24 protein-coding genes are annotated in these 26110 nt (G+C 73.8%); 8 read left to right on the top strand and 16 right to left on the bottom strand.

Translation table 11 applies throughout. From position 1 onward, the window contains the following. Positions 1-15: 15 nt before the first annotated feature. Together ACZ6RC_RS12690 and ACZ6RC_RS12695 are read right to left on the bottom strand one after the other, a co-directional pair. Positions 16-483 (bottom strand): hypothetical protein, encoded by a 468-nt coding sequence (locus ACZ6RC_RS12690; protein WP_453611453.1) that lies wholly within the window; start codon positions 481-483, stop codon positions 16-18. A gap of 101 nt (positions 484-584) precedes the next feature. Then, positions 585-2093: a hypothetical protein gene (locus ACZ6RC_RS12695; protein ID WP_469581726.1), complete on the bottom strand. Its 1509-nt coding sequence runs from the start codon at positions 2091-2093 to the stop codon at positions 585-587. Positions 2094-2280: 187 nt separating this feature from the next. Between ACZ6RC_RS12695 and ACZ6RC_RS12700 the strand changes: the two genes are divergently transcribed. Beyond that, positions 2281-3696, top strand: a complete 1416-nt coding sequence (locus tag ACZ6RC_RS12700) for an AMP-binding protein (protein ID WP_469581729.1) — start codon at positions 2281-2283, stop codon at positions 3694-3696. A gap of 110 nt (positions 3697-3806) precedes the next feature. Next, on the top strand, positions 3807-4562 hold the full coding sequence (locus ACZ6RC_RS12705; RefSeq protein WP_469581731.1) for a MerR family transcriptional regulator: 756 nt from the start codon (positions 3807-3809) through the stop codon (positions 4560-4562). Positions 4563-4637: 75 nt separating this feature from the next. Here the strand turns inward: ACZ6RC_RS12705 and ACZ6RC_RS12710 are convergent, their stop codons facing one another. The 4 genes from ACZ6RC_RS12710 to ACZ6RC_RS12725 form a co-directional block, all read right to left on the bottom strand. Further along, on the bottom strand, positions 4638-6812 hold the full coding sequence (locus tag ACZ6RC_RS12710; protein WP_453611461.1) for a 3-hydroxyacyl-CoA dehydrogenase NAD-binding domain-containing protein: 2175 nt from the start codon (positions 6810-6812) through the stop codon (positions 4638-4640). A 35-nt stretch (positions 6813-6847) separates the two neighbouring features. Beyond that, positions 6848-8062: an acetyl-CoA C-acetyltransferase gene (locus ACZ6RC_RS12715; protein WP_469581735.1), complete on the bottom strand. Its 1215-nt coding sequence runs from the start codon at positions 8060-8062 to the stop codon at positions 6848-6850. Between the two features lie 65 nt (positions 8063-8127). Then, the gene (locus tag ACZ6RC_RS12720; protein WP_391135271.1) at positions 8128-9270 is read right to left on the bottom strand and encodes an acyl-CoA dehydrogenase family protein; all 1143 of its coding nucleotides are present in this window, start codon (positions 9268-9270) and stop codon (positions 8128-8130) included. Next, positions 9267-10412 carry a CaiB/BaiF CoA transferase family protein gene (locus ACZ6RC_RS12725; protein ID WP_469581738.1) on the bottom strand — a complete coding sequence of 382 codons (1146 nt, stop codon included), beginning with the start codon at positions 10410-10412 and terminating at the stop codon, positions 9267-9269. Before ACZ6RC_RS12725 ends, ACZ6RC_RS12720 begins: the two co-directional genes overlap by 4 nt. A gap of 180 nt (positions 10413-10592) precedes the next feature. Between ACZ6RC_RS12725 and ACZ6RC_RS12730 the strand changes: the two genes are divergently transcribed. Next, positions 10593-11798 carry a saccharopine dehydrogenase family protein gene (locus ACZ6RC_RS12730; RefSeq protein WP_469581742.1) on the top strand — a complete coding sequence of 402 codons (1206 nt, stop codon included), beginning with the start codon at positions 10593-10595 and terminating at the stop codon, positions 11796-11798. Between the two features lie 73 nt (positions 11799-11871). Here the strand turns inward: ACZ6RC_RS12730 and ACZ6RC_RS12735 are convergent, their stop codons facing one another. From ACZ6RC_RS12735 to ACZ6RC_RS12745, 3 genes are all read right to left on the bottom strand, one after another. After that, the gene (locus ACZ6RC_RS12735) at positions 11872-12246 is read right to left on the bottom strand and encodes a VOC family protein (RefSeq protein ID WP_391135280.1); all 375 of its coding nucleotides are present in this window, start codon (positions 12244-12246) and stop codon (positions 11872-11874) included. Next, positions 12243-12365 (bottom strand): hypothetical protein, encoded by a 123-nt coding sequence (locus ACZ6RC_RS12740; RefSeq protein WP_391135283.1) that lies wholly within the window; start codon positions 12363-12365, stop codon positions 12243-12245. The genes ACZ6RC_RS12735 and ACZ6RC_RS12740 overlap by 4 nt, the downstream gene beginning before the upstream one ends. Positions 12366-12451: 86 nt before the next feature. Then, positions 12452-13150, bottom strand: a complete 699-nt coding sequence (locus tag ACZ6RC_RS12745) for an endonuclease V (RefSeq protein ID WP_469581746.1) — start codon at positions 13148-13150, stop codon at positions 12452-12454. Between the two features lie 147 nt (positions 13151-13297). On the opposite strand from ACZ6RC_RS12745, the gene ACZ6RC_RS12750 reads away from it, so the two are divergent. Then, positions 13298-13597, top strand: coding sequence for a YciI family protein (locus ACZ6RC_RS12750; protein WP_391135288.1), 300 nt, complete (start codon positions 13298-13300; stop codon positions 13595-13597). On the opposite strand, the gene ACZ6RC_RS12755 is transcribed toward ACZ6RC_RS12750, so the two are convergent. Then, positions 13594-14730 carry a WD40/YVTN/BNR-like repeat-containing protein gene (locus tag ACZ6RC_RS12755; protein ID WP_469581750.1) on the bottom strand — a complete coding sequence of 379 codons (1137 nt, stop codon included), beginning with the start codon at positions 14728-14730 and terminating at the stop codon, positions 13594-13596. The genes ACZ6RC_RS12750 and ACZ6RC_RS12755 overlap by 4 nt on opposite strands. Positions 14731-14962: 232 nt before the next feature. On the opposite strand from ACZ6RC_RS12755, the gene ssgD reads away from it, so the two are divergent. The 3 genes from ssgD (at position 14963) to ACZ6RC_RS12770 (ending at position 18570) form a co-directional block, all read left to right on the top strand. Further along, on the top strand, positions 14963-15373 hold the full coding sequence (gene ssgD / locus ACZ6RC_RS12760) for a spore wall synthesis regulator SsgD (protein ID WP_453611479.1): 411 nt from the start codon (positions 14963-14965) through the stop codon (positions 15371-15373). A gap of 253 nt (positions 15374-15626) precedes the next feature. Further along, positions 15627-17327 carry an ABC-F family ATP-binding cassette domain-containing protein gene (locus ACZ6RC_RS12765; protein WP_453611482.1) on the top strand — a complete coding sequence of 567 codons (1701 nt, stop codon included), beginning with the start codon at positions 15627-15629 and terminating at the stop codon, positions 17325-17327. A gap of 268 nt (positions 17328-17595) precedes the next feature. Continuing rightward, entirely contained in the window at positions 17596-18570 is a 975-nt protein-coding gene (locus ACZ6RC_RS12770; protein WP_469581756.1) for an acyl-ACP desaturase, read from the top strand. Positions 18571-18700: 130 nt separating this feature from the next. Here the strand turns inward: ACZ6RC_RS12770 and ACZ6RC_RS12775 are convergent, their stop codons facing one another. The 6 genes from ACZ6RC_RS12775 to ACZ6RC_RS12800 all read right to left on the bottom strand — a co-directional run bounded on the left by ACZ6RC_RS12775 (position 18701) and on the right by ACZ6RC_RS12800 (position 24491). Further along, positions 18701-20026: an SDR family oxidoreductase gene (locus tag ACZ6RC_RS12775; protein WP_453611488.1), complete on the bottom strand. Its 1326-nt coding sequence runs from the start codon at positions 20024-20026 to the stop codon at positions 18701-18703. Between the two features lie 86 nt (positions 20027-20112). Continuing rightward, positions 20113-20373 (bottom strand): WhiB family transcriptional regulator, encoded by a 261-nt coding sequence (locus ACZ6RC_RS12780; RefSeq protein WP_391135306.1) that lies wholly within the window; start codon positions 20371-20373, stop codon positions 20113-20115. Positions 20374-20496: 123 nt separating this feature from the next. Continuing rightward, on the bottom strand, positions 20497-21411 hold the full coding sequence (locus tag ACZ6RC_RS12785; protein ID WP_469581761.1) for a class II fructose-bisphosphate aldolase: 915 nt from the start codon (positions 21409-21411) through the stop codon (positions 20497-20499). Between the two features lie 67 nt (positions 21412-21478). Beyond that, positions 21479-22429: an SIS domain-containing protein gene (locus tag ACZ6RC_RS12790; RefSeq protein ID WP_469581764.1), complete on the bottom strand. Its 951-nt coding sequence runs from the start codon at positions 22427-22429 to the stop codon at positions 21479-21481. Between the two features lie 149 nt (positions 22430-22578). Then, positions 22579-23526, bottom strand: coding sequence for a 1-phosphofructokinase family hexose kinase (locus ACZ6RC_RS12795; protein WP_469581767.1), 948 nt, complete (start codon positions 23524-23526; stop codon positions 22579-22581). After that, positions 23523-24491, bottom strand: a complete 969-nt coding sequence (locus tag ACZ6RC_RS12800) for an ROK family protein (RefSeq protein ID WP_469581770.1) — start codon at positions 24489-24491, stop codon at positions 23523-23525. The genes ACZ6RC_RS12795 and ACZ6RC_RS12800 overlap by 4 nt, the downstream gene beginning before the upstream one ends. Positions 24492-24939: 448 nt before the next feature. Here ACZ6RC_RS12800 and ACZ6RC_RS12805 point away from each other — a divergent pair, with 448 nt between their 5' ends. Further along, entirely contained in the window at positions 24940-25740 is an 801-nt protein-coding gene (locus ACZ6RC_RS12805; protein ID WP_453611500.1) for a DeoR/GlpR family DNA-binding transcription regulator, read from the top strand. The last annotated feature ends 370 nt before the right edge of the window (positions 25741-26110 follow it).

Consider the following 26110-nt stretch of genomic DNA (forward strand, 5'->3'; position numbering starts at 1 on the left):
CGGGGGACGTGGCCGTCAGGAGCCGGCGGCGCCGAACACGCTGTAGGCCCACAGGCCCACGACACCCACCACGCAGATCAGCACCAGCCAGGAACCCACGCCGGTGTGGCGCCTCGGACGCTCCCGGCGCTCACGGCCGGGCTTCGGGGGGCGCGCCGCCCGCCCGCGGCCGGCGGCGGCCGGCCGGTCATCGGCGGCCGCGACGTCGGCGAGCAGCCGCCGGCAGACCGCGGCCAGCTCGCTCGTCCCGAGCGAGAGGTCGACGACGACCTCGGACCGCGCGGGCGCTGTGGTCCCCCCGTCGAGAAGCCGCCCGGCGCGCACCCGCGCCTGGTCCTTCCCCCCGGTCGGCGCCAGGCTGATCCACCGCCCGACGTGCTCCCCCCGGATGACGACCCCACCGCCCCGTTCCCGGTACACGGTGTGCTCCCGCCACAGGACGCCGGCCAATTCGGTGGCCGTGTCTCTGAGTTCGGCGTACATGCCCCTCCCCTGCCCTCACACCTCTGTTCGAACAAGCACGTGACTCTAGCGTCATGTACACGCCCCACCCCACGGCGGGGGCGACCGTGACCCGCGCACCCCTAAGGCACGAGCCCCTCCCTCACGACCGCCGGGAGCGACGGGTTGGCGGCCGCCGCTTCGGCCACCCGCTCGTCCGGGTCGGTGAGCAGCTCCACGAGCGTCCGGGGCGGGAGGGAAGGATGGCCTGCCGCGAGCGGTCGGGCCTTGGCGTCTTCGAGGCAGGCAAGAAGCGCCGACGCGGGGGCGTGGCGGTGTCCGGCGATCGCGTGGAGGGCTTTGCGGGGCGTCGGTCGGTGCCGGGCCAGGTCCTCGAGGAGCGCCGGGGGCGCGTCCGGGTTGGACGCGACCGCGGCGGCGACCCGGCCTCCGTGCCGGTCGGCCATGGCGCGCAGTCGCGCCTCGGAGAGGCCGGGGTGCGGGGCGAGGGAGGCGACCACCTTCGCGTCGGGGTCGGTGGCGAGCGCGTCGCGGACGGCAGCCGGGAGGTCGCGCCGTCGGGCGACGAGCATCCGGACGGCCGGGTCCGGTGACGCGGCGAGCCGCCCCACCTCGGCGGGCGAAGCCGCCGCGATCCGGGGCGGCAGACCGGCGCCGATCCTGGTGCCGCCGGCGAGGGAGGCGAGGGTGTCGAGAGGCACCCGGGGGTGGTGGGCGACGGCTCGCCGCACCTCCTCGGCGCGGTCCGAGGCGAGGACGCGCATGACGGCGGGGGCGATCGCCGGGTTTCCGGCGAGGTCGGCCCGCACCAGGGGCGAGGCGTCCTCGGCGAGCCGTGCGTACACCTCGGCGGGCAGGTCCGAGCGGGCGGCGAGCGCCGACCGGCGCAGCGGGGACGGGTCGTCGGTGAAGGCGACGACGGCCTCGGCGGGTGTGGCGGGGTTGCGCAGCGCCGCCTCCCGTACGGCGTGGAGGGCGGACCGGTGGGAGCCGTCGCAGGAGGCGTCCGGCGGCAGATCGCAGTCCGGCCGGGGGCAGTGCGGGTCGTGGACGAACGGCGTCTCCTCCCGGTCGCAGACCCGGCACCGCTCGGCGGGCGGGAGGCCGTCGCCGGTGAGCAGCGCCGCCAGCACCGCCGGCGGCGTCGCCTCGTTGACCGCCACCGCGCGGCGCACCTCCGCGTACGGATGCGCGGCCAGTCCGGCGGCGGTCTCCGGCGTGGTCCACAGCGCGAGCTCCTCGACGACCCGTGCGTCCGCGTCCGCGGCGAGCGTCTCCACCACATCGGCCGGGAGACCGGGGCAGGCGGCCAGCCGTTCGCGGCGCTCGACCGCCGGGTCGGGGGCGAACAGGCGCGCCCACTCCGGAGGCCCGGCCCCTTGGCCGAGCAGGGCGAGAGCGGCCAGTGGCAGCCGCGCCGGATCGATGTCGGCGGCGGTCAACTTGCCCCGCGCGAGGTACCAGGCACTCTCCTCGTGGCGCGAGACCAACGCGACCGCCTGCGCGCGGGTGAGGTCCGGGCGGGCCGCCAGGTCCGCCGCGAGGTCCTCGTCAGCGACCGCGATCAATCGGTCGACCAGATCGGGCGGGAGCGCCGGGTTGGCGGCCAGGCCGGACAGGAGAGGGTTCACGGAACGGCATCCTGCCCCGGCGAGGGGGTGGGGCGCTTCCGGGTTTTGTCGGGGGTCCTGTCCCGCGCCGCGGTGGGGCGGTTCGGGGTGGTGTCGGGGCAGGTCAGCGGCGGGGGTTGGATCTTTCGCCGAGGGGGCGCGGTGGGCATGGTCGGGACAGCGCATTGCCCGCGGGGGCGGCGCGGGATTGGATCACAAGCCACGCGCCGTCGTCGGCGCGGGTCTCTGCCACCGGGACAGAAAGCGAAGCGTCTCCATGCTCGACGGCTGCACACCCTGGCCCGAGGAGTTCGTCGACCGCTACTGGTCGGCCGGGCTCTGGCGGGGCAACACGCTGGACAACCTGCTGCGCGGCTGGGCCCTCGCGTACGGGCCCCGGACCGCGCTCGTCCAGGGCGACATCCGTCTCACCTACGCGGCTTTGAACCGGCGGGTGGACCGCAGGGCCGCCGGGTTCCGGCTGCGGGGCATCCGGCCCGGGCAGCGGGTCCTCGTCCAGCTGCCGAGCGTCCCCGAGTTCGTCGTCACGGTCTTCGCGCTGATGCGCGCGGGCGCGGTCCCCGTCCTCTGCCCGCTCGCGTACCGCACCCCCGAGGTGGCCGGCCTCGTGCGGCTCACCCAGGCCGTCGGCCACGTCGGCCCCGCGGCGTACCCGGGCTTCGACCACACCGCGATGACGGCGGACATCGCGGCCCGATGGCCGTTCCTGCGGCGGGTGTTCACCTACGAGGCTCCCGGCACCGCGTCCCCGTACGGCGGCCTGACGACCGATCCGTCGGGCTGTCAGTACGCCCCGCTCGACTCCATCGACGCCGCCCCCGAGCCCGCCCTCCCGCAGAGCGCCGACCAGGTGGCGTTCTTCCTGCTCTCCGCCGACACACCCGCGTCACCCCGGCTCGTTCCGCGCACCCACAACGACTACGCCTACCAGGCGCGGGCCGCCGCCGAGCGGGTGGCGCTCACCGAGGACGACGTGTACCTGTCCGCGCTGCCCGCCGAGTCGCCGCTCGCCCTCGGCTGCCCCGGCATCGTCGGCACCCTCTCCGTCGGCGGCACCGTCGTCCTGGTCGAGGACCCCGACCCCGCCGCCTGCCTGACGGCCGTCGAGCGGGAACGGGTCACCGTCGCGTCGATGGGCCCCGACGTCGCCCGGCCGTGGCTCGACGCGCTCCCCACGGCCCGGGCCGACGTGAGCACCCTGCGCCTCGTGCAGCTCGGGGGCGCGCCCCCGCACCGGGCGGACGCCGAACGGATCGGCGGCGCCGCACCGGGCTGCCGGATCCAGCACGTCCTCGCGAAGGCCGAGGGACCGTTCCTCCTGGGCCGGCCGGTGGGACCGGACGAGGACGCCGCCCCGGGGGCCCGCCCGCTCTCGCCCGACGACCAACTCCGCATCGTCGACGGCGCCGGCCGGGACGTGCCCGCGGGCGAGGTCGGCGAGCTCCTCGCCCGCGGCCCGTACACCCCACGCGGCTACTACCGGGCGCCCGAGGAGAACGTCCGCTCCTTCACCCCTGACGGCTACCTCCGGACCGGCGACCTCGCGCGGCGCACCCCCGACGGCGCGGTGGTGGTGACCGGCCGCGTCCCCGCCTCCCGCTGACCCCGCGGACGGCCGGGACGTCCCGCACCTTTTACAACGCCGGTGAGACAGCAATACTGTTGCACCAACGGGGACGGCACGGTACGGGGACGGGAAGCGAGGCGCCTGCGATGGCCACCGAGAGCGGGGCGCGGCAGGAGGGGCAGGGGCCGACGTACACCGTCGACGAGCTGGCCGCGCGGGCGGGGGTGACCGTGCGCACGGTGCGCTTCTACGGCACCAAGGGGCTGCTGCCGCCGCCGGTGATCGGACCCCGGCGGGTCGGGCACTACGGCCCCGAGCACCTGTCGCGGCTGGCCCTGATCGAGGAGCTCCAGCGCCAGGGCATGACGCTGGCCGCCATCGAGCGGTACCTGGAGCAGCTGCCGCCCGAGCTGAGCGCCCAGGACCTGGCGATCCACCGCGCGCTGGTGGCCTCCTGGGCGCCCGAGTCGGCCGAGGAGATCACCCGGCGCGAGCTGGAGCGGCGGGCCGGGCGGGCGCTGACCGACCAGGACGTCGCGCGCCTCGCGGCGATGGGCGTCCTCGACCAGGGGTCCGACCCGGAGGTGTTCCGTCTCGACGGCACGCTGCTGCGGCTCGGTGTCGAGCTGCTGGACGTGCCGATCGCGCACGAGACGATCCTGGCCTCCCGCGCCGTCCTGCTGGAGCACGCGCGGGCGGCGGCGCAGGAGCTGTCCCGGCTGTTCCAGGACGAGGTGTGGAACCCGTACCGCGAGCGCGCGTCGGACCCGGACCATCTGGCGGCGATGAAGTCGCTGTCGGCGCACATGCAGCCGATGGTGGTCCAGGCCCTCGTCACGGCTTTCCAGCGGTCGCTGCGCGAGGAGTTGCGGGCCGCGTTCGGTCAGGCGAAGCGGGACTGACCGCGGCCCGCGCGGCGGGACCGCCCCCGGCCGGCGCCACGGGACCCGTGAGCCGGCCGGGGGCGGTCCCCGCCGTCACGCGTCGGTGAAGACCTCGCCCCGCTCCGCCTTCTCCACCAGCAACGCCGGCGGCAGGAAGCGGTCACCGTAGCGCTCGGCCAGTTCACGCGCGCGTGCCACGAAGCCGGCGAGCCCGCCCTCGTAGCCGTTGATGTACTGCAGGACGCCACCGGTCCACGCGGGGAAGCCGATGCCCATGACGGAGCCGATGTTGGCGTCGGCGACCGAGGTGAGGACGTTCTCCTCCAGGCAGCGCACGGAGTCCAGCGCCTCGGAGAAGAGCATCCGCTCCTTCATGTCCTCGAAGGGGAGGGTCACGTCGGCGCGCGTGAAGTGCTCCCGCAGCCCCGGCCACAGCCCGGCCCGCTTGCCGTCCTCGTCGTACGCGTAGAAGCCCGCGCCGCCGCTGCGGCCGGTGCGGCCGAACTCGTCGACCATCCGGTCGATCACCGCGTCCGAGGGGTGCCCGGCCCAGGTGCCGCCGGCCTCCTCGACCGCGCGCCGGGTCTCCTCGCGGATCTTGCGGGGCAGGGTGAGGGTCAGCTCGTCCATGAGGGAGAGGACCTTCGCCGGGTAGCCGGCCTGGGCCGCCGCCTGCTCGACGGAGGCCGGGTCGGCGCCCTCGCCGACCATCGCCACGCCCTCGTTGATGAACTGGCCGATGACCCGCGAGGTGAAGAAGCCGCGCGAGTCGTTGACGACGATCGGGGTCTTGTTGATCTGCCGGACGAGGTCGAAGGCGCGGGCCAGGGCCTCGTCGCCGGTGCGCTCGCCCTTGATGATCTCGACCAGCGGCATCTTGTCGACGGGCGAGAAGAAGTGCAGGCCGATGAAGTCCTCCGGGCGGGAGACGCCTTCGGCGAGCACGGTGATCGGCAGCGTCGAGGTGTTGGAGCACAGCAGCGCGTCCGGCTCGACGACGTCCTGGATCTCCTCGAAGACCTTGTGCTTGAGCGCGGTGTCCTCGAAGACGGCCTCGATCACGGCGTCGCAGCCGGCCAGGTCGGCCGCGTCCGCGGTCGGCGTGATGCGGGCGAGCAGCTCGTCCGCCTTCGCCTGGGTCGTACGGCCCCGGGAGACGGCCTTGGCGCAGAGCTTCTCGGAGTACTCCTTGCCGCGCCCGGCGGCTTCCGCGGACACGTCCTTGAGGACGACGTCGATGCCCGCGCGGGCGCAGGAGTACGCGATGCCGGCGCCCATCATGCCGGCGCCGAGGACGGCGACCCTGCGGACGGGGCGGGGCTCGACGCCCTGGGGGCGGTTGGCGCCGGAGTTGACGGCCTGGAGGTCGAAGAAAAACGCCTGGATCATGTTCTTCGCGGTCCGGCCGGTGACCAGCTCGGTGAAGTACCGGGCCTCGATGGTCTGGGCGGTCTCGAAGTCGACCTGGGAGCCCTCGACGGCGCAGGCGAGGATGTTGCGCGGGGCCGGGTAGGGGGCGCCGTTCAGCTGCTTGCGCAGGTTGGCGGGGAAGGCCGGCAGGTTGGCGGCGAAGCGCGGGTTCGAGGGCGTGCCGCCGGGGATCTTGTAGCCCTTGACGTCCCAGGGCTGCTGGGACTCGGGGTGCGTGTCGATGAAGGCGCGGGCCTTGGCCAGCATCTCCTCGGGGGTGGCGGCCAGCTCGTGGACGAGGCCGTTCTCCAGGGCACGTGCCGGCGAGTACTGCGTGCCCTGCAGGAGCACCTTCAGCAGGGCGTCGGCGATGCCCATCAGCCGTACGGTACGGGTGACGCCGCCGCCCGCGGGGAGGAGGCCGAGGGTGACCTCGGGCAGGCCGATCTTGGAGCCGGGCGCGTCGAGGGCGATGCGGTGGTGGGCGGAGAGGGCGATCTCGTAGCCGCCGCCGAGGGCCGCGCCGTTGATGGCGGCGACGACCGGCTTGCCGAGGGTCTCGATGCGGCGCAGGGCGCGCTTGATGGCCATGCCGGTGTCGAAGACCTGCTGGGCCTGTTCGGGCCCGACCTTCATCATGTCCTTGAGGTCGCCGCCGGCGAAGAAGGTCTTCTTGGCGGAGGTGTAGACGATGCCGCGGATGGAGTCGCGCTCGGCCTCGGCCCGGTCGGCGATCGCGGCGATGGAGTCCTTGAACGCCTGGTTCATGGTGTTCGCCGACTGGTTCGGGTCGTCGAGGACGAGGGTGACGACGCCGGACTCGTCCTGCTCCCAGCGGATGGTGGTGCTCTCGTTCATTGGAGTGTCTCCGAAAGTGGGAAGGGAACGGACGGTCAGACGCGCTCGACGATCGTGGCGATGCCCATGCCGCCGCCGACGCAGAGCGTGGCCAGGCCGTAGCGCTTGTCCTGGCGCTCCAGCTCGTCGACGAGGGTGCCGAGGATCATCGCGCCGGTGGCACCCAGCGGGTGACCGAGCGCGATGGCGCCGCCGTTGACGTTGACCTTGTCGAGGCTGATGTCCATGTCCTTGACGAAGCGGAGGACGACGCCGGCGAAGGCCTCGTTGATCTCGACCAGGTCGATGTCGTCCATCGTCAGACCGGCCTTGGCGAGCGCCTTGCGGGTGGCGGGCGCGGGTCCGGTGAGCATGATGGTGGGCTCGGAGCCGGAGACGGCCGCGGCGACGATCCGGGCGCGCGGGGTGATTCCGTACCGCTCACCGACCTCCCGGGAGCCGATCGCGACGAGGGAGGCTCCGTCGACGATGCCGGAGGAGTTGCCCGCGTGGTGGACGTGGTCGATCTTCTCGACCCAGTGGTACTTCTGCAGGGCGACGGCGTCGAAGCCGCCCATGTCGCCGATGGCGGCGAACGAGGGCTTGAGGGAGGCGAGCGAGTCGGCGGTCGTGCCGGGGCGCATGTGCTCGTCGTGGTCGAGGACGACGAGGCCGTTGCGGTCCTTGACCGGGACGACGGAGCGGTCGAAGCGGCCGTCCTTCCAGGCGGTCGCGGCGCGCTCCTGGGAGAGGGCGGCGTACTCGTCGACGTCGCGGCGGGAGAAGCCCTCGATGGTGGCGATGAGGTCGGCGCCGATGCCCTGCGGGACGAAGTTCGTCTCGTAGTTCGTCATCGGGTCGGCGAACCAGGCGCCGCCGTCCGAGGCCATCGGGACGCGGGACATGGACTCGACGCCGCCGGCGAGGACCAGGTCCTCCCAGCCCGAACGGACCTTCATCGCCGCCATGTTGACGGCTTCCAGGCCGGAGGCACAGAAGCGGTTCTCCTGGACGCCGGCGACGGTGTCGGGGAGCCCCGCGGCGATGGCGGCGATACGGGCGATGTCGGAGCCCTGGTCGCCGACCGGGCCGACGACGCCGAGGACGATGTCGTCGATCGCGGCCGGGTCGAGGCCCGGGAAGCGGCCGCGGAGCTCGTGGATCAGGCCGACGACCAGGTCGATGGGCTTGGTGCCGTGCAGGGCGCCGTTGGCCTTGCCGCGGCCGCGCGGGGTGCGGATCGCGTCGTACACGTACGCTTCGGTGCTCACGAGAAGCCTTTCAGGAGGGTGGACAGCGGAGGGGTCCCGGCCGGGGCCCCGGGCGCGGGTGGGGGTCAGCCGAGCAGGGAACGGCCGATGATCTCCTTCATGATCTCGGTCGTGCCGCCGTAGATGGTCTGGATGCGGCCGTCGGTGAACGCCCTGGCGACCGGGAATTCGGCCATGTAGCCGTACCCCCCGTGCAGTTGCAGACAGCGGTCGGCGACCCTCTTCTGCAGCTCGGTGGCCCACCACTTCGCCATCGAGGCGTGGACGGCGTCGAGTTCCCCGTTCGAGTGATCGACGATGCACCGGTCGAGGAACGTACGGGTGACGGCGCACTCGGTGGCCATCTCCGCGATCTCGAAACGGATGTGCTGGAGCCGGGCCAGCGGCCGGCCGAACGCCTCGCGCTCCTTGACGTACCGCGTGGTGATCTCCAGGAGGTGTTCGGCGGCGGCGATGCCGGCGACGGCGATGGCCATCCGCTCCTGAGCGAGGTTGGTCATGAGGTGCACGAAGGCGCCGTTGAGCTCGCCGAGGAGGTTCTCCTTGGGGACGCGGACGTCGTGGAAGAAGAGCTCCGCCGTGTCCTGGGACTTCTGGCCGATCTTGTCGAGGTTCCGGCCGCGTTCGAAGCCCGCCATCCCGCGTTCGACCACGAGGAGCGAGAGCCCGTGGGCGCCGCCTTCGGGGGTCGTGCGCGCGACGACGATCACCAGGTCGGCGAGGATGCCGTTGGAGATGAAGGTCTTGGAGCCGTTGAGGACCCAGTGGTCGCCCCGGTCCTCGGCGGTGGTCCGGATGGCCTGGAGGTCGGATCCCGCACCCGGCTCGGTCATCGCGATGGCGGTGATCAGCTCGCCGGAGCAGAAGCCGGGCAGCCAGCGCCGCTTCTGTTCCTCGGTGGCGAGCGAGGTGAGGTACGGGCCGATGATGTCGTTGTGCAGGCCGAGGGCGAACCCGGGGGCGCCGGCGCGGGTGAACTCCTCGGCGAGGACCGCGCTGTAGCGGAAGTCGGCGTTGCCGCCGCCGCCGTACTCCTCGTCGACGGCGAGGCCGAGCAGCCCCTGGCGTCCGGCGGCGCGCCAGGCCTCGCGGGCCACGATGCCGTCCTTCTCCCACTGCTCGTAGTGGGGCAGGACCTCCTTGGCGAGGAAGGTGCGGACGGTCTCGCGGAAGGACTCGTGGTCGGCGGTGTAGAGCTGGCGCTTCATGCCTGCGGCTCCTTGGCGGTGAGGGAGGGGACGTCCCAGTCGCGGGCGACCTCGTGGGTGTCGGCGCCGGGCAGGGCGGGTCCGGTGCGGACGGCGCCGGGGGTGGCGGAGAAGCGGGGTGCGGGCGCCGGCTGGGTCAGGCCGCCGTGCTCGACGAAGGTGGAGCGGGCGGCGAGGTGCGGGTGTGCGGGGGCCTCGCGCAGCGAGAGGACCGGCGCCACACAGGCATCGGTCCCGGCGAAGACGGCGGTCCACTCGTCTCTCGTACGGGTGCGGAAGCGGTCGGCGACGGCGGTGCGCAGCTCGGCCCAGCGGCCCGGGTCCTGCCGGGCGGGGGCGGTGTCCTCGATGCCGAGGAGGCGTACGAACTCGTCGTAGAACCGCTGCTCCAGGGCGCCGACCGCCATGTGGCCGCCGTCGGCGGTCTCGTAGGTGCCGTAGAAGGGGCAGCCGCCGTCGAGGAGGTTGACGCCCCGGCGGTCCTGCCAGCCGCCGGCCGCCAGCATGCCGTGGATCATGGTGGCGAGGTGGGCGGCGCCGTCGACGATGGCCGCGTCGACGACCTGGCCCTCGCCGTGGGCGCGGGCGTGCTGGAGGGCGGCGAGGACGCCGACGACGAGGTAGAGGGAGCCGCCGGCGTAGTCGCCGACGAGGTTGGCGGGCACGGTGGGCGGGCCGTCCGGGTCGGGGCCGATCATGTGGAGCGTGCCGGTGAGGGCGATGTACGCGATGTCGTGCCCGGCGGCGGCGGCGAGCGGCCCGTCCTGGCCCCAGCCGGTCATCCGGCCGTAGACCAGCCGGGGGTTGCGGGCGAGGCAGGCGTCGGGGCCGACGCCGAGGCGCTCGGCGACGCCGGGGCGGTACCCCTCGACGAGGATGTCGGCCTTCTCGACGAGGTCGAGGACGGCCGGGGGCCCGTCCGGGGCCTTGAGGTCGACGAGGACGGAGCGTTTGTTGCGGTTGGTGAGGTCGTACGCGGGGTCGATGCCGAGCCCCGGGCCGCCGGGCCGGTCGACGCGGACGACGTCGGCGCCGAGGTCGGCCAGGAGCATGGCCGCGAAGGGGCCGGGCCCGATGCCGGCCAGCTCGACCACGCGCACCCCGGAGAGCGGGCCGTTCCGGGCGTTCCGCGTCCCTGCCATCAAGCCCCCAGCTATGTGTGACACCAATGATGTAACACCGGAGATGCTAGGAACGTGTTCCACGTCGCACAAGACCCCGGGCCGAGCAAGCGCTTGGAAATTGCGTGGGGGCGGAGTTCCGCTAGGCTCCGCCGACGACACGCGCCCGGACGACGGCGCGGGCGACGGCGGAGGGGCTGGATGGAGACAGAGGCCGGCACGGAGCGGGACGCGGCGGCACGGGCCCACGACCTGGTTCTCTTCGGGGCGACCGGGTTCGTGGGCGAGCTCACCGCGGAGTATCTGGCGGAGCACGCCCCGGCCGGGTGCCGGTGGGCACTGGCCGGGCGCGGGCGCGCCAGACTGAAGGCGCTGCGGGACCGACTGGCGGCCCGCTGGCCGCGGTGCGCGGAGCTGCCGCTGATCGTGGCCGACTCGGCCGACCCGGACGCGATGCGCGAACTCGCCGCGTCCACCCGGGTGGTGGCGACCACCGTCGGCCCCTACGTCTGGTACGGCGAGAACCTGGTGGCCGCCTGCGCGGAGGCCGGCACGGACTGTGTGGACCTCACCGGCGAGGCGGAGTTCGTCGACCTGATGTACGTCCGGCACGACGCGCGGGCCCGGGAGACCGGGGCCCGGATCGTGCACGCGTGCGGTTTCGACTCCGTACCGCACGACCTCGGCGCGTACTTCACCGTCCAACGGCTCCCCCGGGACGTACCGCTGCGGGTCGACGGCTTCGTCCGGGCGGGCGCCGTCTTCTCGGGCGGGACCTTCGCCTCGGCGCTCACGGCGATGGGGCGCGGCCGCGAGATGCTGCGCGCGGCGCACGAACGGCGGCTGCACGAACCGCGGTTGGTGGGACGACGGGCCCGGGCGCCGCTGGCAGGACCGCGGTTCAGCCGGGAGACCGGCACCTGGGCGCTGCCGCTGCCGACCCTGGACGCGCAGGTCGTGGCCCGCTCGGCGGCGGCGCTGGAGCGGTACGGTCCGGACTTCCGCTACCGCCACTACGCCTCGGTCCGGACCCTCCCCATGGCACTGGGCGGCGCGGCCGCGGTCGGCACCGGCGTGGCGGCCGCCCAACTGGCGCCCGTACGGCGCTGGCTGATGGAGCGTTACCAGCCGGGCCAGGGGCCGAGCGCGGAGCGGCGCGCCCGGAGCTGGTTCTCCGTGCGGTTCGTCGGCGAGGGCGGCGGACGGCGGGTGTTCACGGAGGTCTCGGGCGGCGACCCGGGATACGACGAGACGGCGAAGATGCTGGCCGAGTCGGCGCTCTGCCTGGCCTTCGACGACCTGCCGAAGACCTCCGGCCAGGTCACGACGGCGGTCGCGATGGGCGACGCGCTGATCGACCGGCTGCGGGCGGCGGGGATCCGCTTCCGGGTGGCGTACGAGGGCTGAGAACGCCGCCGAGGACGACCCGCCGCCGCTCGCGTCGGCGGCAGGGCTCAGTGGCGTACGAGACCGGTCGGGCTCAGTGGCGTACGAGGCAGAAGGGGTGACCGGCCGGGTCGGCGTATATGCGCCACCCCCGGTCGTCACCGCCGTCGTCCAGCCGCCAGGCGCCCAGCGCGAGGACCGCGTCGTGCGCGGCCTGCAGGTCGTCGACCTCGATGTCGAGGTGGAACTGCTGCTCGGGCGCGCCCCAGACGGGCGGCCGGTGGTCGGCCACGCCCTGGAAGGCGAGGACGGGAGAGCCGGCGGCGTCGTGCAGGGTGGCCCAGCCGTCGTCGCAGGCCCACCGGGGATCGGGCCGGTCGACCTCGCCGCCGAGCAGCAGCTGGTAGAAGCGGGCCAGCTCCGGGGGGTCGGTGCAGTCCAGGACGACGCACTGGAGCCTGCCGATCACGCCGACACCCAGACGGCGACGGTGTAGACCATGGCGCAGACCCATGCCAGGGCGACGAGCCCGGCGACGGCGAGGAGCCGGGTGGGGAGCGCGGAGGAGTGCGGGGCGGGGGACGTCATGAGCCCCACTCTGCCGACCGTGATCACGACTCGCATCCGTACGCGTACTCAGATCGTCGTGGGTACGGCCCCGACGGCCGGCACGGTCAGGCCTCCGCGCCGAGCGCCGCCTTCAGGGCGCGGCGGCAGAGCGCGTCGGCCCGCCGGGTGGTCTCGGGGATGCGGAAGCGGGGGGCGAGGTGGAGCGTGTGGGCGCAGGCGGTCTCCAGGGAGACGCGGTGCCCGACGGAGACGTACACCGGTTTGACGTCCGCCTGGGTGCGCAGGGCGCGGCCGACCTCCTCGCCGTCGGCGAGGAGCGGGCTGGCGTCGCCGCGGGCGGGGCCGGGCCGGTCGTGGGTGAAGACGAAGGGGTTCTTGGCGACGCCGATCGACGGCAGTCCCGTCAGGACCCCGAGGTGGCTGGCGAGGCCGAAGCGGCGGGGGTGGGCGAGGCCGTAGCCGTCGCAGACGAGCAGACCGGGGGCGGCGGTGAGGGAGCCCAGCGCGGCGAGGACGGTCGGGATCTCCCGGAACGCCAGCAGCCCCGGGACGTAGGGGAAGGAGACCCGGCCGACGGCCGTGGCCTCCTCCACGACGTCGAGCGTCCGGGCGTCGAGGACGACGGCGGCCGCGGCGACGAGGTCGCGCTCGTCGTCGTACGCCACGTCGAGTCCCGTGACGTGCCCGGTGCCGGCCGCCGGGCCGGGCTCGTCGAGCACGAGCCGCCCGCGCAGCTCGCGCTGGACGGCCCGGGCGGTGGCCTCGTCGGCGGGCCAGCCCGCGGGAATGTCGATGATCGTCATGATGACGGCCACCCTACGGGGCCCCTGGAGCCGGTTTCGAAAGTCCCCTCTGGCCTGCGGGCGGACGACGCTCCATCCGAAACACGCCCTCGGCCCGACAGGCGAACACGTCTCCGGTGCGCTCCCGCCCCCGGGTAACCTGCGGCCATGTTCGTTCTGGAATTGACCTACACCGCCCCCGTCGAGCGGGTCGACCCGCTGCTCGACGCGCACATCGCCTGGCTCGACGCGCAGTACGCGGCCGGGGTGTTCATCGCCTCCGGCCGCAAGAACCCGCGTGACGGCGGGATCATCCTCGCCGCCGGGGTCGACCGCGAGCGGATCGAGAAGATCGCCGCGGCCGACCCCTTCACCGTCGAGGGCGTGTGCGCGTACCGGATCACGGAGTTCTACGCGACGAAGACGGCGCCCGAACTCGCTCCGTATCGGGAGCAGTTGCCGTCCTAGGGCGTGTCCGGTCGGCCGAGGCGGGCGATCCTGCCCTTCTCCCCCGACGCCCAGCACGCGCCGTCCCGTGTGCAGTCGACGGTGTCGAAGGAGCCGGTGTCCACCGTCCGCCAGGTCCTGCCGCCGTCGGTCGTCAGGTCCGTGCCGGTCGGGCCGACGGCGAGCGCGGCCTGCCCGCCGTGCCCGGGCCGTCCGGCGGAGGGCAGCCAGGCGACGCCCGAGCGGTAGGCGGGCGGGGGCGTCGCGGAGGGCCGCCAGGTGCGTCCGGCGTCGCCGGTCACCGCCGCAGCCCGTGGTGAGGGCTGGCCCGTGCGGTAGTCCCCGCCGACCGCGATCCCGTGCGTACGGTCGCGGAAGGCGAGCCCGAAGACGCCCCGCGCCGGATCGCCCGCCGGGACGGTCGACTCGGCGACGGTCCAGGTCAGACCACGGTCGGCGGAGTGCAGCACCCGCGCCGTGGCCCCGCCGCCCGTCGCCAGCCACACGTCCCTGGGGCCGGACGAGACCAGGCACTGGCCGCTCGCCGCGAACCCCGCCTCCCCCGGCAGCGCCGCGGGCATGCCCCGGTCGGGGAGCACCGTCCAGGAGCGGCCGCCGTCGCGGGTGGACAGGATGCGGTACTTCCCGTCGACGGGGTCGCTCATCGCCAGGCCGTGGCGACGGTCGAAGAAGGTCATGCAGTCGTAGAAGGCCCGCGGATCGGTGTTCCGGAAGGACTCGGTCCAAGTGGCGCCGCCGTCCTCGGTACGGAAGACCCGTGAGGCCTCCCCCTCGCCGATGGCCAGCACCACCGCGCGCCGGGCGTCGAACGCCTCCACGTCGCGGAACTCCAGCTCCCCTGCGCCGGGCGGGGACACCGCGCGCCAGCTCCGGCCGCCGTCGGTGGTCCGCAGCACCGTGCCTTTCGAGCCCGCGGCCCAGGCCGTCCGGCGGTCCACCGCCGCGAGCCCCCGGAACCGGGCGTCCGTACCGGTCGGCGTGAGCTGCCAGCCGCCGGGGGCGCTCGCGGCCCCCGGGGCCGGTGGGGCCGTGGGGGTCTCCCCGGCCCGCGCCGGGACCGCCAGGGTGAGGGCCAGCGCCACCCCGGTCAGCCCCACCGACATCGTTCGTCTCGTCTTCCCCATGGACGTCATGGCGCCGGAAGCTAGCCCACCCCGCAGACCCCGTCCAGGGCGCCTCCCGGCCACCGGCCCGTCGGACACGGGCCCCGGGCCGCGACCCCGGCCGTCCCGGAGCGGTGACACAGCTCACGTGACCCCCCGGTGCACGTTCCGGCCCGATCGTTCGTCTTTCCCAGTGTCAGGGAGACTTCCCTTGCTTCTCAGGGAGACGTCAGGAACCGAAGCCGCGCGACAGGAGCTGGCCTTGTCCACCGTCATCGAGCAGGCCGTCGAGGCCCGTCTGGTCGCATCCGCTCCCCGGATGGAGACCGTCCCCGCCACACTGCGCTACGACCGCGAGGACCCCTACGCGGTCAGCATGGCGTTCCCGCCGCCCGCGACGCTGGAAGGCGTCGAGGTGTCGTGGGCGTTCGCGCGCGAGCTGCTGGCCGAGGGCGTCGAGGGGCCGGCCGGGGTCGGGGACGTCCGCGTGCGTCCGTACGGCTACGACCGCACCGTCGTGGAGTTCCACGCTCCGGAGGGCGTCGCCGTCCTCCACATCCGCACCTCGGAGCTGCGCCACTTCCTGGAGCGCGCCCGGCACCTGGTGCCCCCGGGGCGCGAGCACCAGTACCTGGACTGGGACCGTGACCTGATGGAGCTACTGGAGGGGTAGGGCGGCTGCGGGGCGACCGCCCGCGTAAATCGTTTGCCCCCCGTTTTCGACCGGCGTACCGTCCTGACCTGTTCGTGTCGTCGCCCGATCGGAGAAGGCCGTTGCTCGTCTGAGTTCGAGACACCGTGCCGCGCGCGCCTCACCGTGCCGCGTGTGCCGTCCTCGACCTCGGCGTACGAGCCTGCCTTCGGCGCGCGCTCCCCGGTGTCTCACCCGTTGCCCCAGCCCACGCTCATGCAACCGGGAGGCCCCCATGGCGACCCATCCCACCTTCATCACCTGCTCTTCCCTCTCCTTCTCGTGGCCGGACGGCACCGAGGTCCTCGACGACTTCCGGCTGGTGGTCGGACCCGGCAGGACCGGTCTGATCGGTCTGAACGGTTCCGGGAAGTCCACCCTCCTGAAGCTCGTCGCCGGCGAACTGACCCCCACCGAGGGCACGGTCAGGACGGTCGGCGAGGTCGGCTACCTCCCGCAGAACCTCGTGCTCGACACGACCCTCCGCGTCGACCAGGCCCTCGGCATCGACCGGACCCGTGCGGCGCTCCACGCCATCGAGGCCGGCGACCCGGCCGAGGAGCACTTCGCGGCGGTCGGCGACGACTGGGACGTCGAGGAGCGCGCCCTCGCCGCTCTCGATCAGCTCGGCCTGGGGCACATCGGCCTCGACCGGACCATCGGCGAGGTGTCGGGGGGCGAGTCCGTGCTGCTCAGGCTGGCAGCGCTGCTGCTGGCCCGGCCCGACGTCCTGCTGCTCGACGAGCCGACCAACAACCTCGACCTGCACGCGCGGCGGCGGCTGTACGCCGCCGTGGAGGCCTGGTCCGGGGTCCTGGTCGTGGTCAGCCACGACCGTGAACTCCTGGAGCGGGTGGACCAGATCGCCGATCTTCGCGACGGGGAGGTGGCCTGGTACGGCGGCGCGTACTCCGCGTACGAGCGGGCCCTCGCGGCCGAACAGGAGGCGGCCGAACGGATGGTGCGCGTCGCCGAGGCCGACGTACAGCGGCAGAAGCGTGAACTATCTGACGCACACCTGAAGTTGGCCCGGCGCAAGCGGTACGCGCAGAAGAGCGCGCAGAACAAGGTCGTCCCGAAGATCGTGGCGAACAACCGCAAGAGCGAGGCCCAGGTCGCGGCCGGCAAGCACCGCGCCCTGCACTCCGAGCGGCTCGACGCGGCGCGGGAACGCCTCGACGCGGCGGTGGAGGCGGTACGGGACGACGACGAGATCCGGATCGAGCTGCCGCGCACGACGGTCCACCCGGGCCGGGAGGTGCTCACCCTGACCGGCCTGGAGCTGCGCCACGGCGCGCGGATCCGGGGCGTGTTCGATCTGCGCGGACCCGAACGGATCGCGTTGGTCGGCCGGAACGGCTCCGGCAAGACGACGCTGCTGCGGACCGTCGCCGGGGAGATCCCGCCGGTCGGCGGCGAGGCGGTGGCCCACGTGCCGCTGCGCTTCCTGCCCCAGCGGCTCGACGTCCTGGACGACGAGCTGAGCGTGGTGGACAACGTCGCCCGGTTCGCGCCGACGGCGACGGCGAACACGATCCGGGCGCGGCTCGCGCGGTTCCTCTTCAAGGGGGCGCGGGCGGAGCAGCCGGCGGGCACGCTCTCCGGCGGGGAGCGGTTCCGCGCGACGCTGGCGGCGCTGCTGCTCGCCGAGCCGGCGCCGCAGCTGCTGATGCTGGACGAGCCGACGAACAACCTCGACATGGCGAGCGTCCGCAAGCTCACGGCGGCGCTGGAGGCGTACGAGGGCGCGCTGATCGTGGCGAGCCACGACGTGGCGTTCCTGGAGTCGATCGGCATCACGCGCTGGCTCCTCCTCGACGGCGAGCTCCGCCCGACGACGGCCGAGGCCGTCCGGGACGGCCTCCTGCACGCGGAGCCCGAGCCGGCTCCGGCTGAGGACCCGGAGGAGCGGGAGGCGCACCTCACGCGGGAGTGAAGCGGAGGCCGGCGAGGGCGCGGGCGGGGGCTCCCGGGGAGGAGTCCTCGCCTGCGCTGTGTAGCCGGGATCACACCGGCGGGGCGCGGCCGAACCGGCGTGACCTGCCTCTCCGGCGACCGGCCGGTAGCTGCACACATAACGGAACGTAACCGGACATCGCCGAGACGGGCTTGGCCGACCGCCTTACGGAGCCTTAACCTACGGTTTCGTAACCTACGAATGCGTAGGTATTTCGTCCCCTTTTCCCCGTCCCCAGGAGTCACCCGTGACGCTCACCTCTCCCCACCTCGACAGCTCGACGGGGTGGACGGACGCCCGTTTGCTGTACGCGCTGGAAGAGGTCGTGGAGAAGGAGCTCAACCGGCACCTCAAGGTCACCAAGGACTGGATGCCGCACGAGTACGTCCCGTGGTCCGACGCTCGGAACTTCCCCGGTTTCTTCGAGGACGCCGAGGCCTGGGACCCGTCCCAGTCCAAGGTCACCGACATCGGCAAGATCGCCCTCGTGGTGAACCTGCTGACCGAGGACAACCTGCCCAGCTACCACCACGAGATCGCCAGCCTCTTCGGCCGCGACGGCGCCTGGGGCACCTGGGTGCACCGCTGGACCGCCGAGGAGGGCCGTCACGGCATCGTGATGCGCGACTATCTGCTGGCCTCCCGCGCCGTGGACCCGGACAAGCTGGAGCAGTTCCGGATGGCGCACATGAGCGAGGGCTTCGAGTCGGACAACCGCCACTCGATGCTGCACTCGGTCGCGTACGTCGCCTTCCAGGAGCTGGCCACCCGCATCTCGCACCGCAACACCGGTCACCAGTCCGGCGACCCGGTCTGCGACCGGATGCTGGCCCGGATCGCCACCGACGAGAACCTGCACATGGTCTTCTACCGCAACCTCCTGGGCGCGGCCTTCGAGCTCGCCCCCGACCTGACCATGCAGGCCGTGCGGGACGTCGTCGTGAACTTCCGGATGCCCGGACACGGCATGCCGGGCTTCGAGCGGGCGGCCGCGCAGATGGCGATCGGCGAGATCTACAACATGCGCATCCACCACGACGACGTGCTGCAGCCGGTGCTCCGCTTCCTCAAGGTCCTGCAGATCGACGGCCTCGGCCCGGAGGGCCTGAAGGCCCAGGAGGAGCTGGGGCTCTACATGAACGGCCTGGACAGCGAGGCGAGCAAGTTCGACGAGAAGCTCGCCGCCCGCAAGGCCCGCATGGCGGCCCGCGCCGCCGAGTGACCACCGGACCCGCGCGGCGCGCCGGACCCCAGGGTCCGGCGCCCGTCCGCGCGGCGGCCGTCCCTGACCACCGCGCCGGTTCGGCGCGGTGGTCAGCGGTGTCCGCGGGAGCCGGGGCCCGCCGGCCCGGTCACCACTCCGCCACGGCGTAGTCCTTGAGGAAGACCCCCGAGAGCGGCTCGCCCGCCTCGCCGCGCACGATCGGGTCGTAGATCCGCGCCGCGCCGTCCACGACGTCCAGCGGCGTGCGGGTGCCCGCGGCGGCGATCCGCGTCTTGCGGGGCGCCGGGTTCTCGTCCGTGATCCAGCCCGTGTCCACGCTGCACATGTGCACGCCCCGCTCGGCGAGTTCGGCGGCACTGGTCCGGGTGAGCATGTTGAGGGCGGCCTTCGCCATGTTGGTGTGGGGGTGGCCGCCCGTCTTGTTGCGTACGGCGAAGCGCCCCTCGACGGCCGACACGTTCACGATGTACCGGCGCGGCCGGGGCGACGCCAGGAGCAGGGGCAGCAGCCGGTCGCAGAGCAGAGTCGGGGCGACGGCGTTGACGAGCTGGGTCTCCAGCAGTTCGGCGGCGTCGAGGTCGCCGAGCCGCACGGACCAGGAGTTCGCGGGGGACGGGTCCGGCAGCAGCCCGGCCTCGTCCGGCTCCAGGCCGGCCAGGACCGGTACGCGGTCGGCGGACTCGTACCCCGGAGCGGGGATGACCCCCGGTGGCAGCGCCTTCCGCTCCCCGGCGGCGAGCAGGGCGTACGACTCCGGGGGCCTGCGTATCGTCTGGGCGGCGTTGTTGACGAGGATGTCGAGCGGCCGGCCGTCGGCGAGCAGCCGCTCGCACAGGCCCAGGACCTGGCGGGGGTCGCGCAGGTCGATCGCGACGACGGTGAGCCGGTCCAGCCACCCCTCGCTGCCCTCGGCGGCCCGGAAGCGGCGCAGGGTGTCGTGCGGGAAACGGCTGGTGACGAGCAGTTCGGCGCCGTCGCGCAGCATCATCAGGGCCAGGTGGAAACCTATCTTCACCCGGCCGCCGGTGAGCAGCGCGCGGCGGCCCGTGAGGTCGGCGGAGAGCGCGCGGCGGGCGGTGTTGTCGGCGGCGCAGGGCGGGCAGAGCCGGTGGTAGAAGGGGTCGGCCTGACGGTAGCCCGCCTTGCAGACGTAGCAGTGGCGGGTCCGGAGGAAGACCCCGGGTGAGCCGTCGGCGGCGGCCGCCAGGGGGGCGTCCTCCCGCCGGTCGAGCGCGCCGGTCGCGGTGCGCGCGCTCAGCGCGGCGTCGGCGGCGGACCGCTCGGCCCTGCGGGCCTTGCGGCGCTTGTTGCGGCTCTCGCGGGCGAAGGTCGCGGCGATCTCCTCGCCGCGCATCCGGGCGGGATCTCCGAGGGGCAGGCTCCGCAGTCTGCCGATCGTGCGGCCGAAAGCGGCCAGCTCCTCGTCCGTGACACGCGTGTGATGGGGCTCCATGGCTGCGTGATCGTAGTGCGGATCATGGTGCCACGGCATCCCGATATCGGCTCGCTCACCAGCGCGGACGACGGCTCCCCCGCCGGTCAGCCCCGGCCGCGCCGCAGCCGGAACCGCTCCTTCTCGGAGAGCCCGCCCCAGACGCCGAACCGCTCGTCGTTCTCCAGGGCGTACTCCAGGCACGCCACCCGCCCCTCGCACGCCCCGCAGAGCTGCTTCGCCTCCCGCGTGGAGGAGCCGGGGGCCGGGAAGAAGAACTCGGGTCCCGCCTGGGCGCACAGGGCGTTCTCCAGCCAGGTCATGTCGGGGGCGTCGGGGGCGGTCCGTACGGTGGTGTCGGTCTGCATGGAGGCCACGCTGCCCGGTGGCCGTAAACAGCCCATCAACGTTCGCTCAATGCGGCGCGCCGGGCCCGGTCGCGGTCTGCCGGAGGAGGTCGGCCGGGCCCCTGGGTGCGCGCCCCCTCGGGTCTACGCCCCCGTGACGGCGCGGGCTTCGGGCGAGGTGCCGGAGCCGGCCGACCGGGCCGCGGGGGGCGCGGCGGCGGTCCGGGGCCCCGCGAGGACCGTCAGCAGCCTGGCCACCTCCGCCGCCACCGCGTCCCGCGCCGGGCCGAGGTACCGGCGCGGGTCGGCGACCCCGGGGGACGCCTGGAGGTGTTCGCGGGCGGTACGGGTGAAGATCTTGTTGAGGTGGGTCGAGATGTTGACCTTGGTCATGCCCGCCGCGACGGCCTCGGTGAGACCCGTGTCGTCGACGCCCGAGGAGCCGTGCAGCACCAGGGGCACGTCGAGCGCGCTCCGCAGCCGGGCGATGAGGGCGTAGTCGAGGACGGCGTCCCGGCTGAGCATGGCGTGCGAGCTGCCGACGGCGACCGCCAGGGCGTCGACGGCCGTCGCCGCGGCGAACGCGCGGGCCTCGTCGGGGTCGGTGCGGACGCCGGGGGCGTGCGCCCCGTCCTTGCCGCCGACCTCGCCCAGCTCGGCCTCGACCCAGACGTCGGCCCGGTGGCATCGCTCGGTGACGGCCCGGGTGGCGGCGACGTTGTCCTCGTAGGAGAGCTTCGACGCGTCGAACATGACGGAGGTGAAGCCGAGTGCGACGGCCTCGGTGACCAGCTCCGGGGACTCGGCGTGGTCGAGGTGGACCGCCACGGGCACGGCGGCCGCCCGGGCGAGGGCGAGGGAGGCGAGCCCGATGGGGGCGAGCGAGCCGTGGTAGCGGGCGGTGTTCTCGCTGATCTGGAGGATGACGGGCAGCCCCGCCCGCTCCGCTCCGGCGACGATCGCCTCGGCGTGTTCGATCTGGACGACGTTGAACGCGCCGACCCCGCCGCGGGTGGCGTGTGCGGGGCCGACGATGTCGTCGGTGGACGTCAGTGGCATGCGGGGTCTCCCCAAGGCGGTGGTGGTGCACCGGCGTCGGCCACCGGTGCCGGGCGGGCGGGCGGGGTCACACGGATTCGGTGCCGAGGATCACGGAACGGGTGAGGTTGCGGGGCCGGTCGGGGTCGTAGCCGCGCGCCTCGGCGAGGTGGACGGCGAGGCGCTGGGCGACGATCAGGTCGGCGAGGGGGTCGAGGGACCGGGGCCCGTCCACCGAGAGGGAGACCAGGTGGCCGCCGACCCGTGCGATGTCGTCGGCGAGTCCGTCCGGCGCGGGGCCGAACAGCCAGGCGACGCGGCCGGGGCCGGTGATGCTGATCGGGCCGTGGCGGTACTCCATGGCCGGGTACGCCTCGGTCCAGGCCCCGGCGGCCTCGCGCATCTTGAGGCCGGCCTCCAGGGCGAGCCCGTAGGTCCACCCCGTCCCGAGGAAGGTGAACTGCTCGGCGCCGGTGACCGCGTCGCCGAGCGGCAGGTCCAGGGCGAGCCGCGCGTCCTCGATGGCCCGGGCCACCGTGCGCACCCCGGCCGGCAGCGCGTTCTCGGCCTCCAGGTGCGCGCGGAGCAGGACCAGGGCGGTGGTCGCGAACCGCGTCTGCACGACCGACTCCTCGTCGGCGAAGTCGAGGACGGCGACGGCGTCGGCGGCCGTCATGACGGGCGTCGCCGGGTCCGCGGTGATGGCGGAGGTCGCGACGGTGCCCTTGACCTTCGCCAGCAGGTCCAGGACCTCGGTGGTGGTGCCGGAGCGGGTGAGGGCCAGGATCCGGTCGTAGCGGCGGCCGGCCGGGAACTCGGAGGCCGCGAACGCGTCGGTCTCCCCGTGTCCGCCGCTCTCGCGCAACTGCGCGTAGGCGTGGGCGATGAACCAGGAGGTGCCGCATCCGACGACGGCGACGCGCTCGCCGCGGCGGGGCAGGACGGCGTTGAACGAGCCGGCGGAGCGGGCCGCTTGCGTCCAGGTCTCGGGCTGGGAGGCGATCTCGACGGAGGTGCGGGAGGTCTTGTAGGTGGTCACGCGAAGTCCTTGCGCTCGAAGGGGCGGTGAAGGGCGGATTCCTCAGCATGCTGCGCCACAAACATCGTCAGTGTCAATTGTTGCGCGAAAGTAGGCACTAATAAGCATGTGCGAGCACAATTTGGAAGGCGCGGGTGGGAAGAGGACGGCTACACGGCGTCGGCCGCGTGCGTCTCCTCGACCCTTTCCTCGACGGTGGCTTCCCTCAGGAACCGCTCGTGGACGGCGGTGTCGATGTCACCGGCGACCGGGCAGGGGACCGCGGCGGCCGACAGGGCCACCGCCTGGCGCAGGATGTCCGGCCACCCGGCGCCGGCCGCCAGGCCGGCCGCGATCGCGGCCACGCAGGCGTCGCCGGCGCCCGTCGGATTGCCCGACAACCGCTCCGGGGGCGCCGCCCGCCACGTCCCCTCGGGGGTGATCGCGTGCAGACCGTCGGCGCCGGCCGACGCGACGACCGTCCGGGCGCCCAGGGCCCGCAGGGCCGCGGCGGCCGCCGGGAGGTCGTCGCACCCCGTCGCCGCCGTCAGCTCGTCGGCGTTGGGCTTGATCACGTCGGGCCCGGCCCCCAGCGCCGTGACGAGGGCGGGGCCGCTGGTATCGAGCACCGTGGCCACCCCGGCCGCCGCGGCCGTGCGGATCAGCCGCCCGTACGCGTCCGCCGGCAGGCCCGGGGGGAGGCTGCCGCTCAGCACCGCCACCCGTACGTCCGCGGCGAGCAACAGGTCGTAGTGCCGGCAGAACAGCTCCCACTCGGCGGGGCCCACGTACGGGCCCCGCCCGTTGAAGACGGTGGCGTCGCCGTCGTCGCGCGCGACGACGGCGAGGGTCCGCCGGGAGTCGCCGGCCACGTCGAGGAACGCCTGCCGGACGCCCGCGGCACGCAGCTCCTCGCGGATCAGACGGCCGGTGGGCCCGCCGACGAGCCCGGTCGCGACCGGCCGGTGGCCGAGGGCGGTGAGGACGCGGGCGACGTTCACCCCCTTGCCGCCGGCTCGTTCGTACGCGGTGTCGACCCGGTGGGAGGTGCGGGGCCGCAGGCTGTCGACGCCCCAGGTGATGTCGAGGGCGGTGTTGAGGGTGACGGTGAGGATCACGGCGCGGGGACTCCTGTCCGCTGAGGGGTGGGCGCGTGCCCGGCCGCGCACCAGGCGGCGAGGCCCGCGCCGAGGCAGCCGGCCCGGTCCCCCAGCTCGGCCCGGACGAGGACGGGTGGGCGCTGGAAGGTGAGCCGTTGCTCAAGACCGGCCCGCACGGGGTCGAGCAGCAGGGGGCCCGCTTCGGCGAGACCGCCGCCGAGCACGATCGACTCCGGTGCCAGCAGAGCCGTGGCGGTCGCCAGCGCGTCCGCCAGCCCGTCGGCCGCCCGCTGCCAGACCGCGCGCGCCATGGGGTCGCCCTGTTCGGCCAGGGCTGCGACATCTGCGGCGCCGGTCACCACCAGTCCGGTGCGCGCCGTGTACGAGGCGGCGACGGCGGTGGCGGACGCCACGGTCTCCAGGCAGCCTGCGCTGCCGCACGGGCAGGGCCTGCCCCCGGGTTCGACGACGACATGGCCGAGTTCGCCGGCGTAGCCGCCGGAGTGGACCGGGGTGCCCTCGCAGACGAGGGCGGCGGCGATACCGGTGCCGATGGCGACGAAGAGCACGTTCCGTGCGCCCCGGGCGGCGCCGAGGGCGCGTTCGGCCATGCCGCCCGCGCGCACGTCGTGGCCCAACGTGACGCGCAGCCCGGTGCGTTCCTCCAGGAGGGCGGCGAGGGGGAGGTCACGCCATCCGATGTTCGCCGACCACACGGCCCTTCGCCGCTCGTCGTCGACGATGCCCGGCACCACCACGCCCGCGTGGTGCACCGGCAGGGCCCGCTCGGCGGCCAGCGCGTTCAGGGTGAACAGGGTGTCGGTGATGGCGTCGACCACGGCGAGCGGTCCGTCGGCGCGGGGGGTGCGCCGGTGGACCGTCTCCACCGGCCGCATGCCGTGGTCAAGGACCGCCCCCTTCATTCCGGTGCCGCCGACGTCGAGCCCGAGGACGCACCCCTGCGCGGGGGCCTCACCGGACATGGCCGGTCCCGGGCGCGAGGGGGTCCGCGGGGGCGACGGACACCGCGGGGCGGTGGGAGCGGCGCGGGCCGCGGGATCGGCGGGGCCCTCGGTCGGCCTCGCGCCGGGCGTCGGGGGGCGAGAGGTGTCCGGCCAGGGCCGGCGAGCTGCCTCTGTCCATGGGTATCGAACCATCCATGTGATCGAAAATGCGTGATAACTGCACTTAGCGAGCGACTTCCATCACTTCTCGTGGAGGGAGTATCAGCCGTCAACCCCCCTCCCGTCCAGGGTTCGGGGGCCCGAGGCCGACGCCGTACGGGAATCGCCCCTGGTGCACCCTGTGCGTTCCGCGGCGTTACGATCAGCTCCGCGCACGTCTCCCGAGGGCCCGGCCGCCGGCCGGGCAGGCCTGCATCGACCCTCGGCGCGCGCATCGGAGTTCCAGGGCACGGAGGGGAAGCGGCGGATGTCCAAGCAGGAGCGGTGGAGCAAGCTGCTGGAGCTGCTCGCGGTCGACGGCAAGCTGGAGGTGGAGGGCGCGGCCGCCACGATGTCCGTCTCCCCCGCGACCATTCGGCGGGACCTCGACGAACTCGCCGAGCAGCAGCTGCTCGTCCGCACGCGGGGCGGGGCCATCGCGCACGGGGTCTCGTACGAGCTTCCGCTGCGGTACAAGTCCTCGCGGCAGGTCTCCGAGAAGCAGCGCATCGCGAGCGCCGTGGCGGATCTGCTGACCCCGGGGGACGTCGTCGGGCTCAACGGCGGCACCACCACCACGGAGGTGGCGCGGGCCCTCACCCTCCGGGCGGGCGGAGAGGCGGCGGAGCGCGGGGAGAGCGGCTCCGGGCCGAGGTACACCGTCGTCACGAACGCGCTGAACATCGCGAGCGAGCTGGCCGTCCGCCCGCAGTTCAAGATCGTGGTGACCGGCGGCGTCGCACGGCCCCAGACCTACGAGCTGGTGGGCCCGCTGACCCAGGGGGTCCTGAACCAGGTGGTGCTGGACGTCGCCGTCCTCGGCGTCGACGGTGTGGACCCGCAGCTCGGCGTGATGACGCACCACGAGGACGAGGCCGGCATCAGCCGGCTCCTGGCGGAGCGCGCCCGGAAGGTGGTCCTCGCGACGGACTCGTCCAAGATGGGCAAGCGCGCCTTCGCCAGGATCTGCGGTCTCGACCGGATCGACGTGCTCGTCACCGACTCCGGCCTCGCCCCCGACATGGCGGCGCGGCTCACCGACGCGGGCATCGAGGTCATCAGCGTCTGACGCACTTCGCACATCCCGCACCTGAAGAGGGCGCCCCCGGCCGGGGGCGCCCTCTTCCGTATGCGTCCGTATCCGTCCGTACGGGGTCACGGACCCCGCGCCCTCGCGCCCGCCCGGCCCCCTCGTCGCGCGGGCCCGAGCACGCACCGCGCACTCCCCCGCTCCCGCCGCGCTGCCGACATCGGGCCAGAAGCATCTTTTGCGTAACAAGCCTAGTCCGACACCGCTTGCTTCGTGTTTACTGCACCCACAGCAGATGCTCGTTAATGAGCGAATCCTGCGCGAAAGCGCCAGGTATGAGCAAGCTCCGGATCTGCTGCAGTTCCCGGCCACACGGCCGTGTCGTCTCGACCGGCCAGCAGACAAGGCG

Source organism: Streptomyces sp. NPDC048353, from assembly GCF_055587165.1.

Coding starts and splice junctions, on each gene's coding strand:
- ACZ6RC_RS12690 (WP_453611453.1), bottom strand. CDS start 483: ATGTACGCCGAACTCAGAGACACGGCCACCGAATTGGCCGGCGTCCTG.
- ACZ6RC_RS12705 (WP_469581731.1), top strand. CDS start 3,807: ATGGCCACCGAGAGCGGGGCGCGGCAGGAGGGGCAGGGGCCGACGTAC.
- ACZ6RC_RS12710 (WP_453611461.1), bottom strand. CDS start 6,812: ATGAACGAGAGCACCACCATCCGCTGGGAGCAGGACGAGTCCGGCGTC.
- ACZ6RC_RS12720 (WP_391135271.1), bottom strand. CDS start 9,270: ATGAAGCGCCAGCTCTACACCGCCGACCACGAGTCCTTCCGCGAGACC.
- ACZ6RC_RS12725 (WP_469581738.1), bottom strand. CDS start 10,412: ATGGCAGGGACGCGGAACGCCCGGAACGGCCCGCTCTCCGGGGTGCGC.
- ACZ6RC_RS12730 (WP_469581742.1), top strand. CDS start 10,593: ATGGAGACAGAGGCCGGCACGGAGCGGGACGCGGCGGCACGGGCCCAC.
- ACZ6RC_RS12740 (WP_391135283.1), bottom strand. CDS start 12,365: ATGACGTCCCCCGCCCCGCACTCCTCCGCGCTCCCCACCCGGCTCCTC.
- ACZ6RC_RS12745 (WP_469581746.1), bottom strand. CDS start 13,150: ATGACGATCATCGACATTCCCGCGGGCTGGCCCGCCGACGAGGCCACC.
- ACZ6RC_RS12750 (WP_391135288.1), top strand. CDS start 13,298: ATGTTCGTTCTGGAATTGACCTACACCGCCCCCGTCGAGCGGGTCGAC.
- ACZ6RC_RS12755 (WP_469581750.1), bottom strand. CDS start 14,730: ATGACGTCCATGGGGAAGACGAGACGAACGATGTCGGTGGGGCTGACC.
- ACZ6RC_RS12765 (WP_453611482.1), top strand. CDS start 15,627: ATGGCGACCCATCCCACCTTCATCACCTGCTCTTCCCTCTCCTTCTCG.
- ACZ6RC_RS12775 (WP_453611488.1), bottom strand. CDS start 20,026: ATGGAGCCCCATCACACGCGTGTCACGGACGAGGAGCTGGCCGCTTTC.
- ACZ6RC_RS12780 (WP_391135306.1), bottom strand. CDS start 20,373: ATGCAGACCGACACCACCGTACGGACCGCCCCCGACGCCCCCGACATG.
- ACZ6RC_RS12785 (WP_469581761.1), bottom strand. CDS start 21,411: ATGCCACTGACGTCCACCGACGACATCGTCGGCCCCGCACACGCCACC.
- ACZ6RC_RS12800 (WP_469581770.1), bottom strand. CDS start 24,491: ATGTCCGGTGAGGCCCCCGCGCAGGGGTGCGTCCTCGGGCTCGACGTC.
- ACZ6RC_RS12805 (WP_453611500.1), top strand. CDS start 24,940: ATGTCCAAGCAGGAGCGGTGGAGCAAGCTGCTGGAGCTGCTCGCGGTC.